Raw genomic sequence first — 17,731 nt, forward strand, 5'->3', positions numbered from 1 at the left:
ATACTGGAGGGACGTTTTATTTATATATGTATTCTATTTTGACGGTTCATTTAATGTTGCAATTATTTCATTTGCAATGTTCTTTCCATTTCCAATACACGCACCAATTCCGACACCGTAATATGAGGCACCAGCTAAATATACATTAGGATAAAAATCCGTCATTTTTTCTTGTAATGTTTGAACCGCTTGATTATGTTCTAAATGATATTTCGGCATTAAATCTTTCCAATTTGTAACTTCAACTACTTCTGGTTCGCCTTTAATTCCGAGACTCTTTTCAATATCAAATAAAGCGACTTGTACCAATTCTTCTTCACTATAATTTTTAATCGTTTCATATACTGGATTTGTACTCTTATAAAACATTCTTACTAATAGCTTTTGTTTTCCCGATGTATGCTTCCACTTCCGGCTTGTCCATGTACACGCATCACAATGTAAATCGCTGTTTTCCGTTACGATAAATCCTGTGCCGTCCGCCGGTAATTGTTCATCAAGTACATCAAATCCTAAGTAAATACTTATAAGAGATGCGTTTTTAAATGTATGAAACTGCTCGTTTAACTCATTAGACTGTAATAAAGTTTGTGCGATATCATGCGGAGCTGCTAAAACAACATAATCAGCTTGGATTGATTCATGATTTGCAAAGGAGATTTCATAGCGATCACCTTGTTTCCTTACAGCAGTCGTTACAGCGCCTTTCTTAACGACTGTCTCAGTCAGCATTTCTTCTAAACGATCAATAATCGTAGATAGTCCACCTTTAAATGATACGAACTTTTTGTTTCCTGCTGATTGAAACTGTTTTTTATTCTCTTCAAAACCTTTAATAATACTTCCATATTTATTTTTATAATCCAGTAAATACGGTAATGTCGATGCCATAGTAAGCTCATTTAATTTACCGGAATATACTCCTGAAAGCACCGGAGCAATTTGTTTTTCCACTAACTCTTTCCCTAAAAAACTTTCTAAAAATACAGCAAGCGAAGTATCTTTTGTAAACTCTTTATTTTTCGTTATAAAATCTTTTAAAGCAACAATTTTCCCTTTCGTTGATACTAGCGTACTGCTAAACAAAGACTCCACACTCATCGGTATCCCAAATATAGTGTCAGATGGAATTGGGTGTAAAGTATTATCAGAATATATGTAAGAAATACCCGTTTCGTTATATACCATTTCTTCTTCTAGATTTAAATCTTTTACTAGCGGCATAACATGTTCATTACGAGCAACGATAGAATCCGCTCCTGATTCCATAATAAAATCCTTTTCTTCTACACTATGGATTTTACCACCTAAGTACTCTTCTTTTTCTACAAGGATTAAATTTAAATCGATATTATTATCCTTTTTTAATTTTTCTAAATAAAACATAGTAGAAAGTCCCGTTATACCTCCACCGATAACAACAACTGTTTTCATATGTGCTGCGCTCCTAACCGATACAATTAATAATTCCTTTATTATTATACCCAAAAGTCCTTATATTCGACTAGCAGCTTGTGCATTCTGTAAGAAATTAGACAATATATTCGAATATATTTCCGGTTGATCATTGTGCACTAAATGACCAGCAAACGGAATAACAGCAATATGTATATTGTCGTTTAATTGTTTAAATGTTGTAGCAGCTGTAACTTCATCTTCCGAATCTCCCCCTGCAATACAAAGTGTAGGTACTTGAAGATTAGCTACATCACCAGTTTCATCGAATGGGTACCAATCTTTAACTTGCCACGATTCAAGCAATGCTTTCCAATCACTTTTTTTATGAATTTGATTCATATAAGTTACAACTTCTTCATTTTCTATCAATTGCTGATGGCACTTCGCTTCATACTCCTGAGACTCCTCCCAATTTTCTCTCCTAAGCGGAAAGATACCAGAAAAAGTTAATGTTCTCACTTTATCCGGATATTTTTTTGCAAATAATAAAGCGACTAACCCTCCTAGGGAAACACCAGCTATATGACATCTATCAATTTGTAAATGCACTAACGTATCATGTAAATCCTTTACAGAACGTAGGAAATAATTCTCCAATGTCCCCCCTGATTTTCCATGCCCTCTTAAATCTGGACGAATGACTTCATAGTTTTTTTCTCGAAAAAATGCTACCTGCTCTTCATACTCTACTAAACCCGTCATACCACCAGAGTGTAAAAGCATAATTGGTTCCCCTTCGCCTGAAATGTGCGTATGTAATATCATATATCCCCCTCCTACAAAACAGAATATTCTATCTATTACCAGTATATAGAATATACATCTGAATTTCCAAATAAAAAAGAACTATAACATTTTCAAATCATGCCATAGTTCTTTTTATTTTAAAAACATAAAGTAATTAATCAATTTGTCTATTTCTTGACTTAATGCCAATACTTTTTCATGTTGAATTCCGTAATCCGATACTAAATATAAAAGTTCTTCTTTCTTTATTTCAATTGCTTTTTCCAATTTTACTAATTCCATGTCGTTTTACTTCTCTCTCCAATACTAAAATATATGTATTTTAGTATAGCCTATTTACATAATTAGTAAAAGTAAAATAAGCATGTAAAATCTTACAAATATAAAAATAATATACTATCAACATAAAATTTTAAATTTAACCCTTTATACAGATCATTAGACTTCATTACGTATTAATAAGAAATCGGAATTTATCTAATGTAATATCTTTATATTCCGGAACTCTCTTTATATGATCAAAATAACTATATGAGAATTTAAAAACATGCCCAAAATCCCAATTAAACACACTATAGTCTTTTAGCCAAAATTGATTTTCTGTTGGTAATACATGAGCACGTTTTGATTCGATTAAAGGTAAACGATCTATAGGTGAGTGCAAGTTAATTTCAGTATTCGGCATCAGATTTTGGCTAGCACGTAACACGTATACTAGTTTTAACAGTGGCCGTATCGCTCGATGGAATATATCTATATGCCCTAAGTCATACATAATATTAATTGCATGAGAAAAAGTAAGTAAATGACCAATTAAATCATGATGCGATTCCGCTCTATAAATAATATTAAATTGCGAGAGCTCCTTTAAAATAAACTTAGATAATTGTTTCGGATTTTTGAATTCACTTTCTATCTCATCGTTTATACTTAATTGTTTTACTTCCTTCGTCGTAAAACCAATCCACGATCTACCAGGAATTGTTTTTCGAAACGATAATATAAGGTTAGTAATCCCTTCAATTGCTTGATTATCACCCCATTTTTGTAACTCTTTCATAGCTAATAAACTTAATGCAGCATAAATGACATTATGCCCCACCCAATGAAGTTCATCAATTGTATGTTCCAATGATTTTATAATTATTTTTTCAGCACTTTGAAAATCAATTTCTTCTTTACTATCGATGATTTCACCTAAGTTTTGATTGTTCAACATCATTTTTGTTTGGGAATACATACAATGAGCGATCTCTTCTTCCATATTGTTATCTTTCATAAAAAAATAACTAGCAATTGCAGCTGCTCCGAAATGCGCATGCCAAATATCATTTGTTTGTTTTTTACACTGAGAAATAATTGAAAGACCATCTCTTAAAACAGTTTTATTTTCCATCTTTTTATCCCCCATAATAAAAATCACTTTATACTCATCCTAAAGATGGCGTCAATACAAATAAAATATGATTGGAAACATCACTTTTATTCAAAAAACGATGTTTCACATTTGGCGGAATACGTACAACATCACCTTCTTCTAAAAAATATTCTTTTCCTTCTAACTCCACATACACTTCTCCTTTCATAACAACAGCAATCTCTTCTTTATCTTCATGTGAATAATAACTTTCCGTTGTGCTTGCTTGTTTATTTAAATCCATTATTAACATTTCAATACGTGCTTTCATAAAATCCGGTGTTAATACATCATATACAATGTGATCATTGTTCTCCCGATATACTTTTTTTCGATCTTTTTTCTTAGAAATGAGTGAATCTGTATCAATTTCATTAATAAAAAGTGTAAATAGTGGTACATTTAATGCTTTCGCAATTAATTCCAATACACTTAAAGAAGGATTCGCATATCCTCGTTCAATTTGACTAATTAGTGAAGTACTAATCCCTGCATAATCAGCAAATTCCCGAATTGTCATATTATTTTTCTTACGATAACTTAATACAGTTTGTCCGAGTCTATCATGTATCATAGTAAAAACTTCCTTTCGTCCATCATATTGCATGTTTCATTGTCTTTGTGCTGACATACTAAACAAAGGCAAATAATCCTTTCCTATCGTCTCTGGGACTTATATACTTACCTTTGTACATTATATCGTATTTAGTTCATTATAATAAACAACCTATCGGAGGGACAAACTGTGAAATCACCTATTCTTTCATATTGCATCTTATTTTTCGGCGTATTCGCCCTATCAACTTCAGCAATTTTCGTAAAATTGGCAGATGCTCCTGCGGCTATCATTGCTTTTTACCGTTTATTCTTTGCTGCACTGATTCTATTACCGTTATTACTATTTAATAAAAATAATCGAAACGAGCTAAAAACAGTAACAAGAAGACAATGGGGATTCGGATTCATATCCGGGCTATTTTTAGCTGCACATTATGTACTATGGTTTGAATCATTACAATATACTTCTGTAGCGAGTTCTACAGTTATCGTAACGTTACAACCTTTATTTTCAATGATTGGTGGTTACTTTCTATTTAAAGAGAGATTTACGAAAGGAGCGGTTATTGGTTGCCTCATCGCTATTTCAGGAAGTATCGTCATCGGATGGCAAGACTTCCAAATTAGCGGAGAAGCATTATACGGAGATATTTTAGCATTTATTGCGGCCGGAATTATTACCGCTTATTTTTTCATTAGCCAACATGTTCGTAAAGATTTATCACTTATACCGTATTCGGTAATTAGTTATGGAAGTAGCGCCTGTTTTCTCGGTATATTTGCCTACATGCAGCAAGAATCTTTCATCCATTACTCTACACAAACTTGGTTGTGCTTTATTGGCTTAGCTTTCATTGCTACGATTTTAGGTCAAACAATATTCAATTGGTTATTAAAATGGATGAGTGCTACAGTTATCTCTATGAGCATTTTAGGAGAAACGATTGGAACTTGTATACTAGCGTACTTTATATTAAATGAGACTATTTCTTTACAACAAGGACTAGGCATTACAGTTATTTTTATTGGCTTAGCATTATTTTTAGTGCAACCAAAACTGCCTAACAACAACTAACAAATAAAAAGCATGACAGTATAATGTCATGCTTTTCACTATCCATTATGTATGATTAAACCATCAGGTCTAAAACGACTCATCATAATTTCATTAATAAACTTTCCGTGAGCCTTCAAATTCCCTACTTTTATTCCCTCTTCTACAAATCCAAATTTTTCATATAGCGATTTCGCTTTAGGATTCGTTGCTAAAACACCAAGCTCTACTCGCTCTAACATTAACCAATTATCAGCCAAATCAAGCATTTTTGTAAGAAGTGCTTTCCCAATGCCTTTATTATGATATTTACTATCTACCCCCATAAACAAATCCCCCGAATGAGATCTACGTCCTGGGCTTTGGGTTAATCCAACAAATCCGACAACTTTTCCATCATAATCTGCAACAAATTCAAATTGATTTGGCGCTAAATTACGAATTCTATTTTCCATCGCATCTACACGCATACTAGGTAAGAAAACCATATAAGGTAAAACATCATCTTGTATGCATATACGATGAATTTCTCTAGCATCTTGTATTTCTACTGCTCTAATGTTAATTCCCATTTTTCTCTCCTCCATTTGAATAATATATTGTTGTTTTGTTTTATTCTAGAACCCTGTATTAATGACCCTCTCATTCTTATTTCTTTATGTTATTTTTACATAATTATTTTGGTATTACACTTAATTCCCCCAAAAATTATCAACATAAAACGCGGTATGGTTAACTTTTCAAATTATTATATAAATCAAGCAGATTTTCAATTGAAATACCATTTATTATCATACCGACTATATCACAATTTTCTATTTCAACATTTTTCAGATTACTATTACTTATCGTACTACCTTCCAAATCACATTTATCGAATAAAATAGGTTCCTTCTCGTCTCCGAGATTTGTATTTTTGAATTGTACTCCACCTAAAGTCACCAAATTAAATTTACTACCAGAAAAATTTAAATCTGCATATGATGACCTTCTAAAATTTATATTTCTAAACTTTGATTGACTTACATTACAATTACTCATGTTCATATTCATTATATTGCTGCGAACAAATGCACTATTGTTTAAATTCACTTGATAATACTCTGTATTTGCTAAATTACAGTTTTCGTATTGACTATTTTTCATATCTTTATTTGTAACTACACTCTCTTTGTTTGAGCTTGTTTTTATTCTTTTCACGTAACAATACTCATCTTCCGATTCAAAAATCATTTGGTAACCCATCTTTTTATAAAAGTGATGATTATTAATTTGTCTACTAGATGTTTCGAGATCCCAAATCTTTATGTTCGGATATTCTTTTTCTATTAATTTAATAACATGTGATCCAATTCCTTTTCCTTGATACACAGGATCTACAAAAATACGATCAATTCGACCGTACGACTTACCAGAAATCGTAACTATTATTCCTCCGACTATTTCTTTATCCATTACAATTTTGAAAGAATCCAATTCTTCGATGGAATATTTCATCATTTCAACTGAAGAATATCCTGGTGGTTGGATGTTATAGTCAATAATATCATCTTGGCCGTATAACCATTGTTTTGCTTCTGCATCAAATGTTTTTTTCATTATTTCTGTTAATTTCTCAGCATCCAAAATTGTAGCTTTTTCTATGGATATTATCGTCATTTTTGTTTTCCCCTTCATTGTTACAAACCGACAACTTTTTTAAATAACATAATTATCAATTCACTTTTGCTTTTAATGCTTTCCCCATTATTACATATGGAACATCATTTTTACTTGGAAGAAATGGCTCCAATACATTTACCCAATCCAACCTTTCATATAGCGAACGTGCTTTTTCATTGTTAATTTGTGTTGTTAAAACACTCGTTCTATTTGAAATCCCTTCTAGTAATTCATTATGTAAGTTCGTTCCAAGACCTTCATTTTGATATTGTGGGTGAACTGCTAACTCTACAAATTCAAAACAATCTTGTAACCACTCGTCTACTTGCTCTAGATTTAACGCTGCTCTCATTAATTGATTATAGTACTGTCCCTCCATTGAGCGATAACCATAAGTAAAAGCAACTACTTCATTTTCATCATTTATTGCTACTATACCTTTAAAATCTGTATATTCTATATGTCTTTTCATTCTTTCGATTATTTCATTGAAATTTGTTTTCTCAAATGCTTTACAATACAATTTTGCCATATTCTCAATTAGGATCTCATCTTTTTCAATACTTACGAATTTCACTTTACTTCCCCCCTATTAAAACATTTATAGCTTTAATAAATCACAAAATAAAGAAAATTAAATCAACAACTCTCTTTACTATTAAACTACAAATCAATCTATATTTTCCACTGTTACTTAGTAGTAATGAAAAAAAAGAGACCATGCAATATAAACATGTTCTCTTCTTTTATTCATTTTCAATTGTGTATAATTAAAAATTACATATTACTTAAGGTTGCAACTATTACTTAACTCCTGTAAATCTTCTATAAATCGACTCGCATGATATCCATCACAAACCGAATGGTGTACTTGCAATGAAACTGGTAGCATAACCTTATTTTCTTCATTAAAATATTTCCCACAAGTTATAATTGGTAATAGAAAATCAGCATCATTATTAATATTAAGATTAAATCCAGTAAAACTAGTCCAAGGTATGCTAGAGATTGGAAAAGCATTTGGCGGAATATTCTCTTTCGTGAAGAGACCATGAACATTAGCATAGCATCTCATATCTTCTTCATAATTTTTATAGAAAATGTGGAAATCACTTGAATAATCCGTCCATATACTTGAAAAAGACTTATCATCTTTATGGAAGATTGTATAACTTGGTGTCATTTCCTCCCAATAGCCTAAAACTCCTTCATCGTTAAAACATGTTCGAAATTCTTTATGATTATTTACTACTCTAGAAATTAAATATATAAAAACGGGATAAAATTTTATTCTTTTTTGATGTAATTCCTTTAATAACATCGTGATATCAACATTTACAGTTATACTAAACGTACATTTCAATTTTAAATAATGTTCAAAATACTGCTCTCTATTCCAATTTTCCCTGTCAATTATATGAAACTTCATTGTAATAGCCTCCTAAAATTTTCTTTTTATTTTAGAAGGCTAATTTCCTTGCTTTCACCATAATTGTTCACTCCTAACAGTTTACATTTCACCCTAATTGTTTATTTAATTATATAACATCTATAAGAATCAATTCACATATTTCTGGAAATCCATCCACATACTATAAATAAATCAAATGAAATTTGGAGGAATCATACATGAATAACAAAAATGTAAATAAAAAAGAAAATGTTATCGAAAACGCTGTACCTATCCAAAATAATAATACTGCAAATCTTAATATCGAAGAACAAGCAATGAACGGCTTATATGGAATGCCAGAAACTTCCATTGAAGATGCTGATCATGCTGTAACTGATGATTTGACTTCAAAAGATTAATTAAATGGAAAAAGCCAAGGGAAATATCCTTGGCTTTCTTAACTATGCATCCACTTTTTGTATCTCTTCACTCTTTCTCGAAAGTTTCCCTGGCCAAAAAGCAAACCTTCCTAGAACAACTGTGATTGCTGGTACAAGTAATGGTCTAACAATAAAGGTATCTAGTAATACACCAATTGCTGTTACAATACCAAATTGAACAAGAACTTGAATTGGAAGTGTGCCTAACACCGCAAATGTTCCTGCTAAAATTAAACCTGCTGATGTAATGACACTACCTGTTTGTATAACGCCATTTTTTACAGCATCCAGGTGATTTTGCGTCTTTCTGTTTTTCCATATTTCAGAAACCATAAAGATATTATAATCTTCACCTAATGCTACTAAAAATACGAATGCGTATAACGGTATCGCCCCTTGTATCGCTGGAGCCCCCATACCGAAATGAAGTAATATCCATCCTGCTCCTAGTGCCGAGAAGAATGATAAAACAACAGTTACAATTAAATAAATCATCGCGACAATAGATCGTAAGTAAACAAGTAATAATAAAGCTATAATACTAATCATTACTGGAATAATAACTGCTTCATCACGTTCCGTAATTTGCTTTGTATCATATAATGACGCCGTTTCTCCGCCAATCCACAATTGATCTTCAACATTACTAATCCCAGCACCCTTTAATACTTTTTCTACACTACTTTTCAATTTAGGGATTTGATCTAACGCTTCAATTGAGTATGGATTTTCCGCTAAAGAAACCTCATACATTTGTATTTGCTTATTTTCTTTTCCCTCTTTTGGCTCTTTCACTGTATTTACAAAAGAAAATTTCTCTAGTTCTTGTTTAATAGGAAGCTCTTTTCCTTTCGTATCAACAACAATTTTTACTGGTGCTAGTTCACCAGCTGAAAAATGATCACTAATTAACGTAAACCCTTCGCGTGAAGGCATGTCTTTTGGAAACGATTCTAATAGGTCATATGTGTATTGTATACGTGGTACGAATGAAGCCAATCCGCCTAATACAAATACAGTTAGCATAATTATTGTCCACGGTCTTCTTACTACAATATCTCCAAGTTTTTTACTAAAGGCGCCTTTTGATTTTTTTACTTTTACTACTTTCTTTTTCTTTTTTGCAAATTCTTCATTCATTGAAGTTGTTCTCGGTATAAACGGGAAGAATGCAGCTCTACCGAAAATTAATAAAAATGCAGGAAGAATTGTTAAAGCAGCGATTCCCATTATGAATACAGCAACACTAAATGGTACTGCAAAACGATGAAAGGCACCATAATGAGCAAGTAATAATGTTCCTAATCCAAGTACTACCGTTAATGCACTCATTATAATTGCCCCGCCAGATGCTTTAATCGCAAGTTGCAATGCTTTATATTTACTTTCTTCCTCTAGTAAGTACTCTCTATATCTCGAAATTAAAAATAGACAATAGTCCGTTCCAGCACCAAACAATAATACTGTCATGATTGAAATCGCTTGGGCATCTACTTTAATCCATCCATGATCAGCTAAAAAACCAAGTGTAGGACTAATAATACCGTATGCAAATCCCACAACAAGTATAGGTAAAATTGCTAAAATTGGTGAACGGTACAGTAAAATTAATAAAACCAATACTAGTAATACCGTAGCCACCAATAATTTCACATCTGCTTGACTAAATAAACTAACTGCATCCGTTTGAATACCTACAGGTCCAGACAATCGGACATGTAAACCAGAGTCACTTATTTTTTGTTTGAATGGATCTTCATCCACTTTACTATTTACTATCTTTCTTAAATCTTCAAGATTTCCTTTTAATATATCTGTACCCGCTGATTTATTAAAAAATACTGGTGTGACAAATGATGTACCATCTTTTGATGCACTTTTTGATAATACTTGTTCCGGGATTGTATCAAATGGTGGTAACGTTGATTGTTCCTTTAAAGGACTAGCCTTTAATTCTTTATAAACGTCTTGTATGAGTTTATAATCCTGTGACTGTAATCCACCATCTCTATGCCATACTACAAGCAACGGATTCCCTGCATTATTAGGGAATTCTTTTTTCATAATTGCTTCCGCTTGCTGCGACATAGCTGTTTCAGGTAAATTTTTCGGATTCGGTTCTTTCGTGCTATTTACTTGTGGTAACGTAAATGAAAGTACTAATGTAATAAGAATCCAAACCGATAAAGTTATCCATTGCGTATTCTTCCCTGCTACAAGCCTCCCTAGCATATGTAACGGGTGCTTTTTCATAAAAAACCCACCTTCCTTTTTTCCTCCACTATTAATTATATATACTGGTCGGTTAATTAATCAAGAATGATTAAAAATTATGTTATAATTATCTCAACAATACATGTCAGGAGCGAATGGATTTGGAACAAAAACAACGTCCTCTCGGAAGGCCTCGTCAAAATAAAAATACAAAATCTACAAAAGAAACCATTTTGGAAGTTGCAACTCGGCTATTTCTTACTCAAAATTATCAAGTCGTTTCCATGGATGAAGTTGCAAAAGTTTGTGGTGTTACGAAAGCAACCGTCTACTATTACTATTCTACAAAAGCTGATTTATTTACCGCTACTATGATTCAAATGATGATACGTATAAGAGAGAATATGGATCAAATACTTTCCACGAATAAATCTTTGGAAGAAAGGTTGTTAGACTTCGCTAAAGTATACTTACACGCAACGATGGATATTGACATGAAGAACTTTATGAAAGATGCAAAACACTCTTTATCTGAAGAGCAATTGAAAGAATTAAAAAATGCCGAAGATAACATGTATGAAGTGTTGGAAAAAGCACTTCATAACGCGATGCAACTTGGAGAAATAAGTAAAGGCAATCCTAAATTTGCTGCCCATGCTTTCGTATCTTTATTATCAATTGGGAATTTTAAGGATGAAAATCACAATCCTATTCTTGCAAATATAGATGAATTAGCACAAGAAATCGTTTCTTTTTATTGGAACGGGTTAGGTCATTCGTATTAAATAGATTCCCTTTAATAAAAGAGCATATTTGAATTTTTCTCAAACATGCTCTTTTATCAATTAAGTGTTGTATTTATATACTTACAATTAGACTATTCTTTAGCACCAATTAACAAAAAATTATTATTTACAGATTTTGAATTTGTGCATTTATATTCCCTTTACTTAATCCCCCGTGGTAACAAACTACGGATTCAATATCTAGATTTAAATACTTCTTCAAAGACTGTAGTGCTTCCTGAACATCCAAAGTAGTTGGAGCGTGAATTCCTCCTAACATTCCATTTACACTATACATTGAATCCCCTGCGATAAGAGTTTTACTTTGTTTCAAATATAAACTAATATGACCCGGCGTGTGTCCTGGCGTATGGAGAATTAGTATGCCACCGCAATACGGAAGTTCTTGTCCATCAATCACAGTATCACTCACTTTTCCTTTTGGTGGATTCTCCACATTTCCACCTTTCAATAAAGGTAAATCCCCTTCAATATATGGCTTATCTAGCTCGTGCGCATAAACTTTAATATTACTTCCACAGTTCTGCAACAACTCTGGAAGACTACCTATATGATCTATATCCTGATGCGTTAAAATCACGGCTTTTAATTTATCAAACGATACGTCAACTCTCTCCATCTCTACTTGTATATCTTCAATTTGTCCAGGGAAGCCAGTGTCTATTAAAACTGCCATTTCATCATTCCATAAAAGAATTGGGTGAATAATAAATTCTTGAAATTCAAGTTGTAACATTTCTACCTCTTTAGCAATCTCCATACAGCAATTCTCCTTTATACTGAAGTTTAAAAATATGTGCGAGTAAACTGAAAATATAAAGCGCCACTATCTTTTAATATGTTTTGTCATCCCAATAGAGAATACCTCAAACCCTATAGATTCATAGTAAGATTGCAATCTTTCCACACACATAAGTTGGGGAATAACTTTGTTTTGTTCACAGTGCTGGATTAATCGTTCCACTATTTCTTTTCCAATGCCAATGGACTGATATTTTGGCAATACACATACACCACAAATAACGCCTGTTATTACACCATCGGATATAACACGCCCCATGCCAATTAATTGTTGCTCTTTAAAAGCATATATCACATACCAACTTTGTTTACACATTTGTTCCAATTCATTAACCGTTAATTTTAGAGAATTCCATCCTAAAGATTCATATAAAGCTAATAATTCATTGAAATTTGTTGGGTGTTCAATTGTATAGCTTATTTTAGTTTTCATAAACGCCTCCCTATTCTCCTATTTATATCCTCTTTTACATTACTCTATTAAAAATTTTAGCCCCTCACCAACTTAACTTGAACAAACTTCAATAAGAAAAATAGAATTCCTTCTCAACATAAAATAAAAAGAAGTTACCTCACCTGAGATAACTTCTTTTATATAAATCTAACACTATATTATCACCCAAAAATTATGCAGCTACATACGATAAGAACGAACAAAACTAATAAACTATTTGAGAAATAACCCATAGAATACTACCCCTTTATTTCATTATGTAAAAGATTTTATCATAAAATTATTTACAACATAATAACTGAAAAAGACATTGCATTCATTAGTTATGTATATTTAGTAATATTTTATTTTTGGCCATATTCGTCTTTTCTAAAATCACTTCTCATCCTCCTCTTCTTTAGTTCACATAATTTCAAAATAACAAATTAGTAAATGTTAATTTACTATAATAAGTTTAAATATTTGATTTGCAGCTAAATTAGTAATAAAATAATGACTAAATCCAAAAAGGAAGCGAAAATAATGTTCCATAAAGAATTATTAAATGAATACATGAATTTATTATTAAATATGTCAGGTACTTTCAAATTACTATCAGAAAAATCCTCTGAATTTACACATTTAGAACAACACGTAGTGGAGTATATCGCCCAGCAAAAAGTACCTGTAAATTCAAAGATGATTGCTAATTATTTAAACATTCCTAAGCAACAATTAAGTGTAACTGTACGTAACTTAGAACAAAACGGATATATTGTAAAAAAGCAAGATACGGTAGATAAAAGAGCTGTATTAATTTCTCTGACAGAAAAAGCTGAAAAGGTACATTATGAGAGATGGAAACAAATTTATAAAAATTTCACAGTAAACCTCGAAAAGTTATCCGAAGAAGATAGGCGGGATTTAACTTACGGACTATATAAAACAAATACAATGCTCTCAAAAATGTTAAATAACGACTAACTATATTGTTTTATTATGCAACGGAGGATGTTTCATGGTTAAAGAGTTAGATTTACAATCAGTACAAGGTACGATGCTTATTCCCCTATGGGGACGAGCATATGGCAGTGAGAAAAATAAGGATATTTTAGATGATACAGAGGCTATACGAATAATTAAAGAATGCGATTTCGACTTCTCAACAATAGCAGATACATTTGGCGAATACGGATGTATCACATACATTACCCGTGCACGAAAAATTGATGATACGATAAAACAATTTATAGCAAAACACCCGAACGCCACTATAGTAAATATCGGTTCAGGACTAGATACTACTTTTTCAAGAATTGATAACGGTACAATACATTGGTATAACCTTGATTTACCCGATGCAATCTCTTTTCGCAAGACTTTAATTGAAGATACACCGAGGAATATTAGCATCGCTAAGTCATTTTTTGATACTTCTTGGTTTGACGATATAAGATATGATCCAAACGACGGTATTCTTTTTATATCAGCAGGTGTATTTTATTACTTTAAAGAAGAAGATTTAAAAGAGATCATAGTTGCTATGTCAAAACGTTTTCCTGGAGGAGAGCTATATTTTGATGCTGAATCAAAATTCGCACTGAACCTTTCGAATGCAACTGTAAAAAAATCTGGCAATAACGGCGCGATGATGTATTTTTATGTAAACAATCCAAAATCAATAGAAAAATGGTCTTCTACCATAAAAGTATTAAGCTGCTCCCCTTTCTTTAAAGGTATACCTACAAATAAAGATTGGGATGGTAGTACACGTATTATGATGCGAATTGTAAACGTAATAAAGATGTTGAAGTTTGTTCATTTGCGGTTTGAAAAATAATAAATAAAGAAGGCCGCAATACATTTATATTTAGGTCATAAATGTTAAACTTAATAAAAGGGCAGGAACATATTTGATATGTTCCTGCCCTTTTATTATGGGTACCGATACATAGTCATCTAGCTATGAAAAGCAACTACCCCAAAATGAGAAATTTGGCATCTTAACACCCCTCAAGTGGCTTCTGTATATAACACATTTAAAATTTAATTTTTCTTGATAAATGAAAGATTTCCTGGCATACCCTTAAAATTATTTATGCACGAATAAAATCTCTCCGTAAACGTCCAATTACACTAAAATATACAAAAATTGAGAAATATGAAAAAGACACTCTTATGAGTGCCCTTCTTAGCAACTAAGTCCACTACAGCTATTATCATAACCCATATGAATTTCGCCTGTAAGAGGAAATTTTAAGTTCATATTTAATTATTAAAATAAACCGCACCAAAGTTTTCATTAAATCTTTTACACCAAACAGAAACCGAACCATATTCACTTACATCTATCCCTTCAGGAATTTCGTAGTTTTGGTCTCCTTTATTTCCCTTTAATTTTCCTAATTCAATATACTGATAGTTTTTTACGTCTTCATTATTTTTCAAACGATTTGTAGGAACTAATACAACTCGTACATCTGGCCCATTTGATGTTGCAAAATTAGAAAGTCGTAAAACACGTTTTCCATCCGCTAATTGGTGAATTTTTGCCGTTCCAGTTGTTTCATGGACACCGTTTTGAAACTGACCTTCCCTTATTACTCGATCACTTTGTTGCCTTACTTCAGTTGATTGTATCTCTGTTTGTGGCAATGATTCATTTACGTGCTTATCAATAAATAATTTCTCTGGTCGGAACAATGACCATAAAATCCCCAATACAATTATTAAACCACCTATAAGCCATACATATTTTCTTTTCATAAAGTAAAAAACCTCCTGTAACATACTGTGTAGTAGTATGTTAACAAGAAGGTCTTTCATTTTTCTAACGTAAATGTTACAAAAGTCTTTCAGCCATCTTATTTTTTTACTGATGTGATGGGAAGAGTGAACCAAAATTCACTTCCCTGCTTACCATCTGCGCGATTCCTTACACCAATTTCCCCTTTGTGCATTTCAATCAATGATTTTGCAATAGCTAATCCAAGTCCGGAACCTCCAGATTGTGAACTTCTTGATCGATCTGTTCTAAAAAAACGTTCAAATACACGTAATTGATCATTTGGAGGAATTCCCATTCCTTCATCCCGCATAGTGAATTGGACCTGTTGAGTTGGTTTATTTTCCACTACAGTCAATTCAATTGTTCCAGAGATAGAAGAATATCGAATTGCATTATGTAATAAATTACCTATGACCCTTTCAATTTTACAAGGCATAATCAAAAGTCGAGGTAATGTATCAGGGACATCCAATTGCACATGGATTTGTTTGTCTCCTAATAAGACAGAATGTGACTCTAATACATCTAATAGAACTTTATCTAAATGTGTGAAACTTGGGTGAAAATCTACTTGCTCAAACTCTAACTTTGAAAGATCAAATAAGTCGTTAATTAATCCATTTAATCTTTCTATTTCTTTTAAAACCGTTGCTAAGTATTGCTTTTTCATTTCAGGATCTTCAATCAGGTTATCTTGTAATGCTTCTATCATCATTTGCATGCTAGCCATAGGTGTTCGTAAGTCGTGTGAGATATTGGTAATTAGCTCCTTACGAGAGTTTTCCTGTTCCTCTAACTTAGTAAACCCTTCTTCTAATTTTTTTGCCATCTGTTGAAAGGCTGTTGCCAATTCTTTAAACTCATGTGGTTCTTGCCCAATTATATACATCGTTTCAAAGTGTCTATCACTAAATTGTTTCGTCAATTTTATTAAATTTTGTATAGATCTCATGATAGGACGTGTCATTAACCAATAAATAAACGTTGAAATAATGAATGCCACAAATGCAATTACTGTTAATAACCGCGTTTGTTCCGGTTCAAGTAACATTTTCGTCTCACTATACCATATAGCAATTACCATAATACTGGTACTTAATAGATTCATGAGTAACAATTGAATACGTAATCTCATGTTTCATTTCCTCCATTTGGCTCAAAGCGATATCCTATACCCCAAACCGTATGAATCCAACGATTCTTTATCGTATGCTTTTCGAGCTTTTCACGTAAACGACTCACTAACACGGTAACTGTGTTTGATGCTCCTTCATGTCCAAAATCCCAAATTAATTCAAGAAGCTGCGAGCGAGAAAATACTTGTTTTGGATGCTTTGCCATGAGATAAAGTACCTCAAACTCTTTCACCGTTAACTCCACTTCCTTATCACAAACAAGTACATATCTTGTCTTTGGATATATTTTTAAATCTGGAAACTCTATCACTTCCAATAGAGATTCTTTCGCTTGTATTGGTACATGGCTTCCTCTTCTTAGTATAATTTGAACCCTTAATACTAATTCACGAGGGGAAAATGGCTTTGTTAAATAATCATCTGCCCCCATTGTTAAGCCTAAAATTCGATCCCTTTCCTCTCCCTTAGCAGTTAACATAATAATAGGGACATTTGACTGTTGACGAATTTCCTCGCATAATTCCCATCCATCTTTTTTTGGCATCATCAAATCTAATATAATTAAATCTGGTTGATGTGTAAGAAATAAATCCCCACCTTCTTTACCATTTACAGCGGTATAAACTTCATATTCTTCTCTTTCTAAATACCGTTTGCATACTTCTCGAATATTTTCTTCATCTTCTACGATTAAAATTCTTTTCTTCATATACTATCCTCACTTCTTTTTCACCAATAACGCAAAATTTATTTTTTCTATTATCCAATAAAAATATCTTTATAGGTAAAAATATAGAAACTAATCACATAAATAAATCAGAATT

The 17,731-nt window shown here is 32.2% G+C and carries 20 protein-coding genes; 5 read left to right on the top strand and 15 right to left on the bottom strand.

The genetic code is table 11. From position 1 onward, the window contains the following. Positions 1-33: 33 nt before the first annotated feature. From MNO09_RS18880 to MNO09_RS18900, 5 genes are all read right to left on the bottom strand, one after another. On the bottom strand, positions 34-1,434 hold the full coding sequence (locus tag MNO09_RS18880) for a protoporphyrinogen oxidase (RefSeq protein WP_000860333.1): 1,401 nt from the start codon (positions 1,432-1,434) through the stop codon (positions 34-36). A 60-nt stretch (positions 1,435-1,494) separates the two neighbouring features. Beyond that, positions 1,495-2,223 carry an alpha/beta fold hydrolase gene (locus tag MNO09_RS18885; RefSeq protein ID WP_000600636.1) on the bottom strand — a complete coding sequence of 243 codons (729 nt, stop codon included), beginning with the start codon at positions 2,221-2,223 and terminating at the stop codon, positions 1,495-1,497. Positions 2,224-2,337: 114 nt separating this feature from the next. After that, positions 2,338-2,487, bottom strand: a complete 150-nt coding sequence (locus MNO09_RS18890; RefSeq protein WP_000424360.1) for an aspartyl-phosphate phosphatase Spo0E family protein — start codon at positions 2,485-2,487, stop codon at positions 2,338-2,340. Positions 2,488-2,653: 166 nt separating this feature from the next. After that, a complete protein-coding gene (locus tag MNO09_RS18895) occupies positions 2,654-3,601 on the bottom strand; it encodes a hypothetical protein (protein ID WP_088107149.1) in 948 nt (315 codons plus the stop codon). Positions 3,602-3,635: 34 nt separating this feature from the next. Further along, positions 3,636-4,229, bottom strand: coding sequence for a helix-turn-helix domain-containing protein (locus tag MNO09_RS18900; RefSeq protein WP_306667946.1), 594 nt, complete (start codon positions 4,227-4,229; stop codon positions 3,636-3,638). A 138-nt stretch (positions 4,230-4,367) separates the two neighbouring features. Here MNO09_RS18900 and MNO09_RS18905 point away from each other — a divergent pair, with 138 nt between their 5' ends. After that, the gene (locus tag MNO09_RS18905) at positions 4,368-5,255 is read left to right on the top strand and encodes a DMT family transporter (protein WP_064470559.1); all 888 of its coding nucleotides are present in this window, start codon (positions 4,368-4,370) and stop codon (positions 5,253-5,255) included. A 38-nt stretch (positions 5,256-5,293) separates the two neighbouring features. Here MNO09_RS18905 and MNO09_RS18910 read toward each other — a convergent pair whose 3' ends face one another. The 4 genes from MNO09_RS18910 to catA form a co-directional block, all read right to left on the bottom strand. Then, on the bottom strand, positions 5,294-5,821 hold the full coding sequence (locus MNO09_RS18910) for a GNAT family N-acetyltransferase (RefSeq protein ID WP_098655677.1): 528 nt from the start codon (positions 5,819-5,821) through the stop codon (positions 5,294-5,296). Positions 5,822-5,966: 145 nt separating this feature from the next. Next, positions 5,967-6,911, bottom strand: a complete 945-nt coding sequence (locus MNO09_RS18915; protein WP_033659154.1) for a GNAT family N-acetyltransferase — start codon at positions 6,909-6,911, stop codon at positions 5,967-5,969. A gap of 37 nt (positions 6,912-6,948) precedes the next feature. Next, positions 6,949-7,473, bottom strand: a complete 525-nt coding sequence (locus tag MNO09_RS18920) for a GNAT family N-acetyltransferase (protein ID WP_000673962.1) — start codon at positions 7,471-7,473, stop codon at positions 6,949-6,951. Positions 7,474-7,680: 207 nt separating this feature from the next. After that, positions 7,681-8,325, bottom strand: coding sequence for a type A chloramphenicol O-acetyltransferase (catA, locus tag MNO09_RS18925; protein ID WP_070168786.1), 645 nt, complete (start codon positions 8,323-8,325; stop codon positions 7,681-7,683). 200 nt (positions 8,326-8,525) lie between these two features. On the opposite strand from catA, the gene MNO09_RS18930 reads away from it, so the two are divergent. Continuing rightward, positions 8,526-8,708 (top strand): DUF4021 family protein, encoded by a 183-nt coding sequence (locus tag MNO09_RS18930; protein WP_001060700.1) that lies wholly within the window; start codon positions 8,526-8,528, stop codon positions 8,706-8,708. Between the two features lie 42 nt (positions 8,709-8,750). Here MNO09_RS18930 and MNO09_RS18935 read toward each other — a convergent pair whose 3' ends face one another. After that, positions 8,751-10,982 (bottom strand): MMPL family transporter, encoded by a 2,232-nt coding sequence (locus MNO09_RS18935; RefSeq protein ID WP_000716571.1) that lies wholly within the window; start codon positions 10,980-10,982, stop codon positions 8,751-8,753. Between the two features lie 122 nt (positions 10,983-11,104). On the opposite strand from MNO09_RS18935, the gene MNO09_RS18940 reads away from it, so the two are divergent. Continuing rightward, entirely contained in the window at positions 11,105-11,728 is a 624-nt protein-coding gene (locus tag MNO09_RS18940; protein ID WP_000436028.1) for a TetR/AcrR family transcriptional regulator, read from the top strand. 127 nt (positions 11,729-11,855) lie between these two features. Here the strand turns inward: MNO09_RS18940 and MNO09_RS18945 are convergent, their stop codons facing one another. Beyond that, positions 11,856-12,509: an MBL fold metallo-hydrolase gene (locus MNO09_RS18945; protein WP_088107147.1), complete on the bottom strand. Its 654-nt coding sequence runs from the start codon at positions 12,507-12,509 to the stop codon at positions 11,856-11,858. 66 nt (positions 12,510-12,575) lie between these two features. Further along, entirely contained in the window at positions 12,576-12,983 is a 408-nt protein-coding gene (locus tag MNO09_RS18950; protein ID WP_000850345.1) for a GNAT family N-acetyltransferase, read from the bottom strand. 543 nt (positions 12,984-13,526) lie between these two features. Between MNO09_RS18950 and MNO09_RS18955 the strand changes: the two genes are divergently transcribed. Both MNO09_RS18955 and MNO09_RS18960 read left to right on the top strand, forming a co-directional pair. After that, entirely contained in the window at positions 13,527-13,967 is a 441-nt protein-coding gene (locus tag MNO09_RS18955) for a MarR family winged helix-turn-helix transcriptional regulator (protein WP_000468590.1), read from the top strand. Between the two features lie 34 nt (positions 13,968-14,001). Then, on the top strand, positions 14,002-14,823 hold the full coding sequence (locus MNO09_RS18960; RefSeq protein ID WP_000237903.1) for a class I SAM-dependent methyltransferase: 822 nt from the start codon (positions 14,002-14,004) through the stop codon (positions 14,821-14,823). Positions 14,824-15,251: 428 nt separating this feature from the next. Here MNO09_RS18960 and MNO09_RS18965 read toward each other — a convergent pair whose 3' ends face one another. The 3 genes from MNO09_RS18965 to MNO09_RS18975 form a co-directional block, all read right to left on the bottom strand. Next, positions 15,252-15,749, bottom strand: coding sequence for a DM13 domain-containing protein (locus MNO09_RS18965; RefSeq protein ID WP_000824735.1), 498 nt, complete (start codon positions 15,747-15,749; stop codon positions 15,252-15,254). A 98-nt stretch (positions 15,750-15,847) separates the two neighbouring features. Next, complete coding sequence (locus MNO09_RS18970) at positions 15,848-16,906, bottom strand: sensor histidine kinase (RefSeq protein WP_002096621.1); 1,059 nt, start codon at positions 16,904-16,906, stop codon at positions 15,848-15,850. Next, entirely contained in the window at positions 16,903-17,616 is a 714-nt protein-coding gene (locus tag MNO09_RS18975; protein WP_000746046.1) for a response regulator transcription factor, read from the bottom strand. Before MNO09_RS18975 ends, MNO09_RS18970 begins: the two co-directional genes overlap by 4 nt. Positions 17,617-17,731 lie beyond the last annotated feature (115 nt).

The organism is Bacillus sp. N5-665 (assembly GCF_022637375.2).
Lineage (GTDB): Bacteria > Bacillota > Bacilli > Bacillales > Bacillaceae_G > Bacillus_A > Bacillus_A wiedmannii.

Bases quoted from the DNA above. Each gene is read 5' to 3' on its own strand.
- MNO09_RS18965 (WP_000824735.1), bottom strand. From the start codon at position 15,749: ATGAAAAGAAAATATGTATGGCTTATAGGTGGTTTAATAATTGTATTG.
- MNO09_RS18935 (WP_000716571.1), bottom strand. From the start codon at position 10,982: ATGAAAAAGCACCCGTTACATATGCTAGGGAGGCTTGTAGCAGGGAAG.
- MNO09_RS18960 (WP_000237903.1), top strand. From the start codon at position 14,002: ATGGTTAAAGAGTTAGATTTACAATCAGTACAAGGTACGATGCTTATT.
- MNO09_RS18945 (WP_088107147.1), bottom strand. From the start codon at position 12,509: ATGGAGATTGCTAAAGAGGTAGAAATGTTACAACTTGAATTTCAAGAA.
- MNO09_RS18970 (WP_002096621.1), bottom strand. From the start codon at position 16,906: ATGAGATTACGTATTCAATTGTTACTCATGAATCTATTAAGTACCAGT.
- MNO09_RS18955 (WP_000468590.1), top strand. From the start codon at position 13,527: ATGTTCCATAAAGAATTATTAAATGAATACATGAATTTATTATTAAAT.
- MNO09_RS18895 (WP_088107149.1), bottom strand. From the start codon at position 3,601: ATGGAAAATAAAACTGTTTTAAGAGATGGTCTTTCAATTATTTCTCAG.
- MNO09_RS18950 (WP_000850345.1), bottom strand. From the start codon at position 12,983: ATGAAAACTAAAATAAGCTATACAATTGAACACCCAACAAATTTCAAT.
- MNO09_RS18900 (WP_306667946.1), bottom strand. From the start codon at position 4,229: ATGCAATATGATGGACGAAAGGAAGTTTTTACTATGATACATGATAGA.
- MNO09_RS18880 (WP_000860333.1), bottom strand. From the start codon at position 1,434: ATGAAAACAGTTGTTGTTATCGGTGGAGGTATAACGGGACTTTCTACT.
- MNO09_RS18885 (WP_000600636.1), bottom strand. From the start codon at position 2,223: ATGATATTACATACGCACATTTCAGGCGAAGGGGAACCAATTATGCTT.
- MNO09_RS18915 (WP_033659154.1), bottom strand. From the start codon at position 6,911: ATGAAGGGGAAAACAAAAATGACGATAATATCCATAGAAAAAGCTACA.
- MNO09_RS18975 (WP_000746046.1), bottom strand. From the start codon at position 17,616: ATGAAGAAAAGAATTTTAATCGTAGAAGATGAAGAAAATATTCGAGAA.
- MNO09_RS18890 (WP_000424360.1), bottom strand. From the start codon at position 2,487: ATGGAATTAGTAAAATTGGAAAAAGCAATTGAAATAAAGAAAGAAGAA.
- catA (WP_070168786.1), bottom strand. From the start codon at position 8,325: ATGAAGTTTCATATAATTGACAGGGAAAATTGGAATAGAGAGCAGTAT.
- MNO09_RS18930 (WP_001060700.1), top strand. From the start codon at position 8,526: ATGAATAACAAAAATGTAAATAAAAAAGAAAATGTTATCGAAAACGCT.
- MNO09_RS18910 (WP_098655677.1), bottom strand. From the start codon at position 5,821: ATGGAGGAGAGAAAAATGGGAATTAACATTAGAGCAGTAGAAATACAA.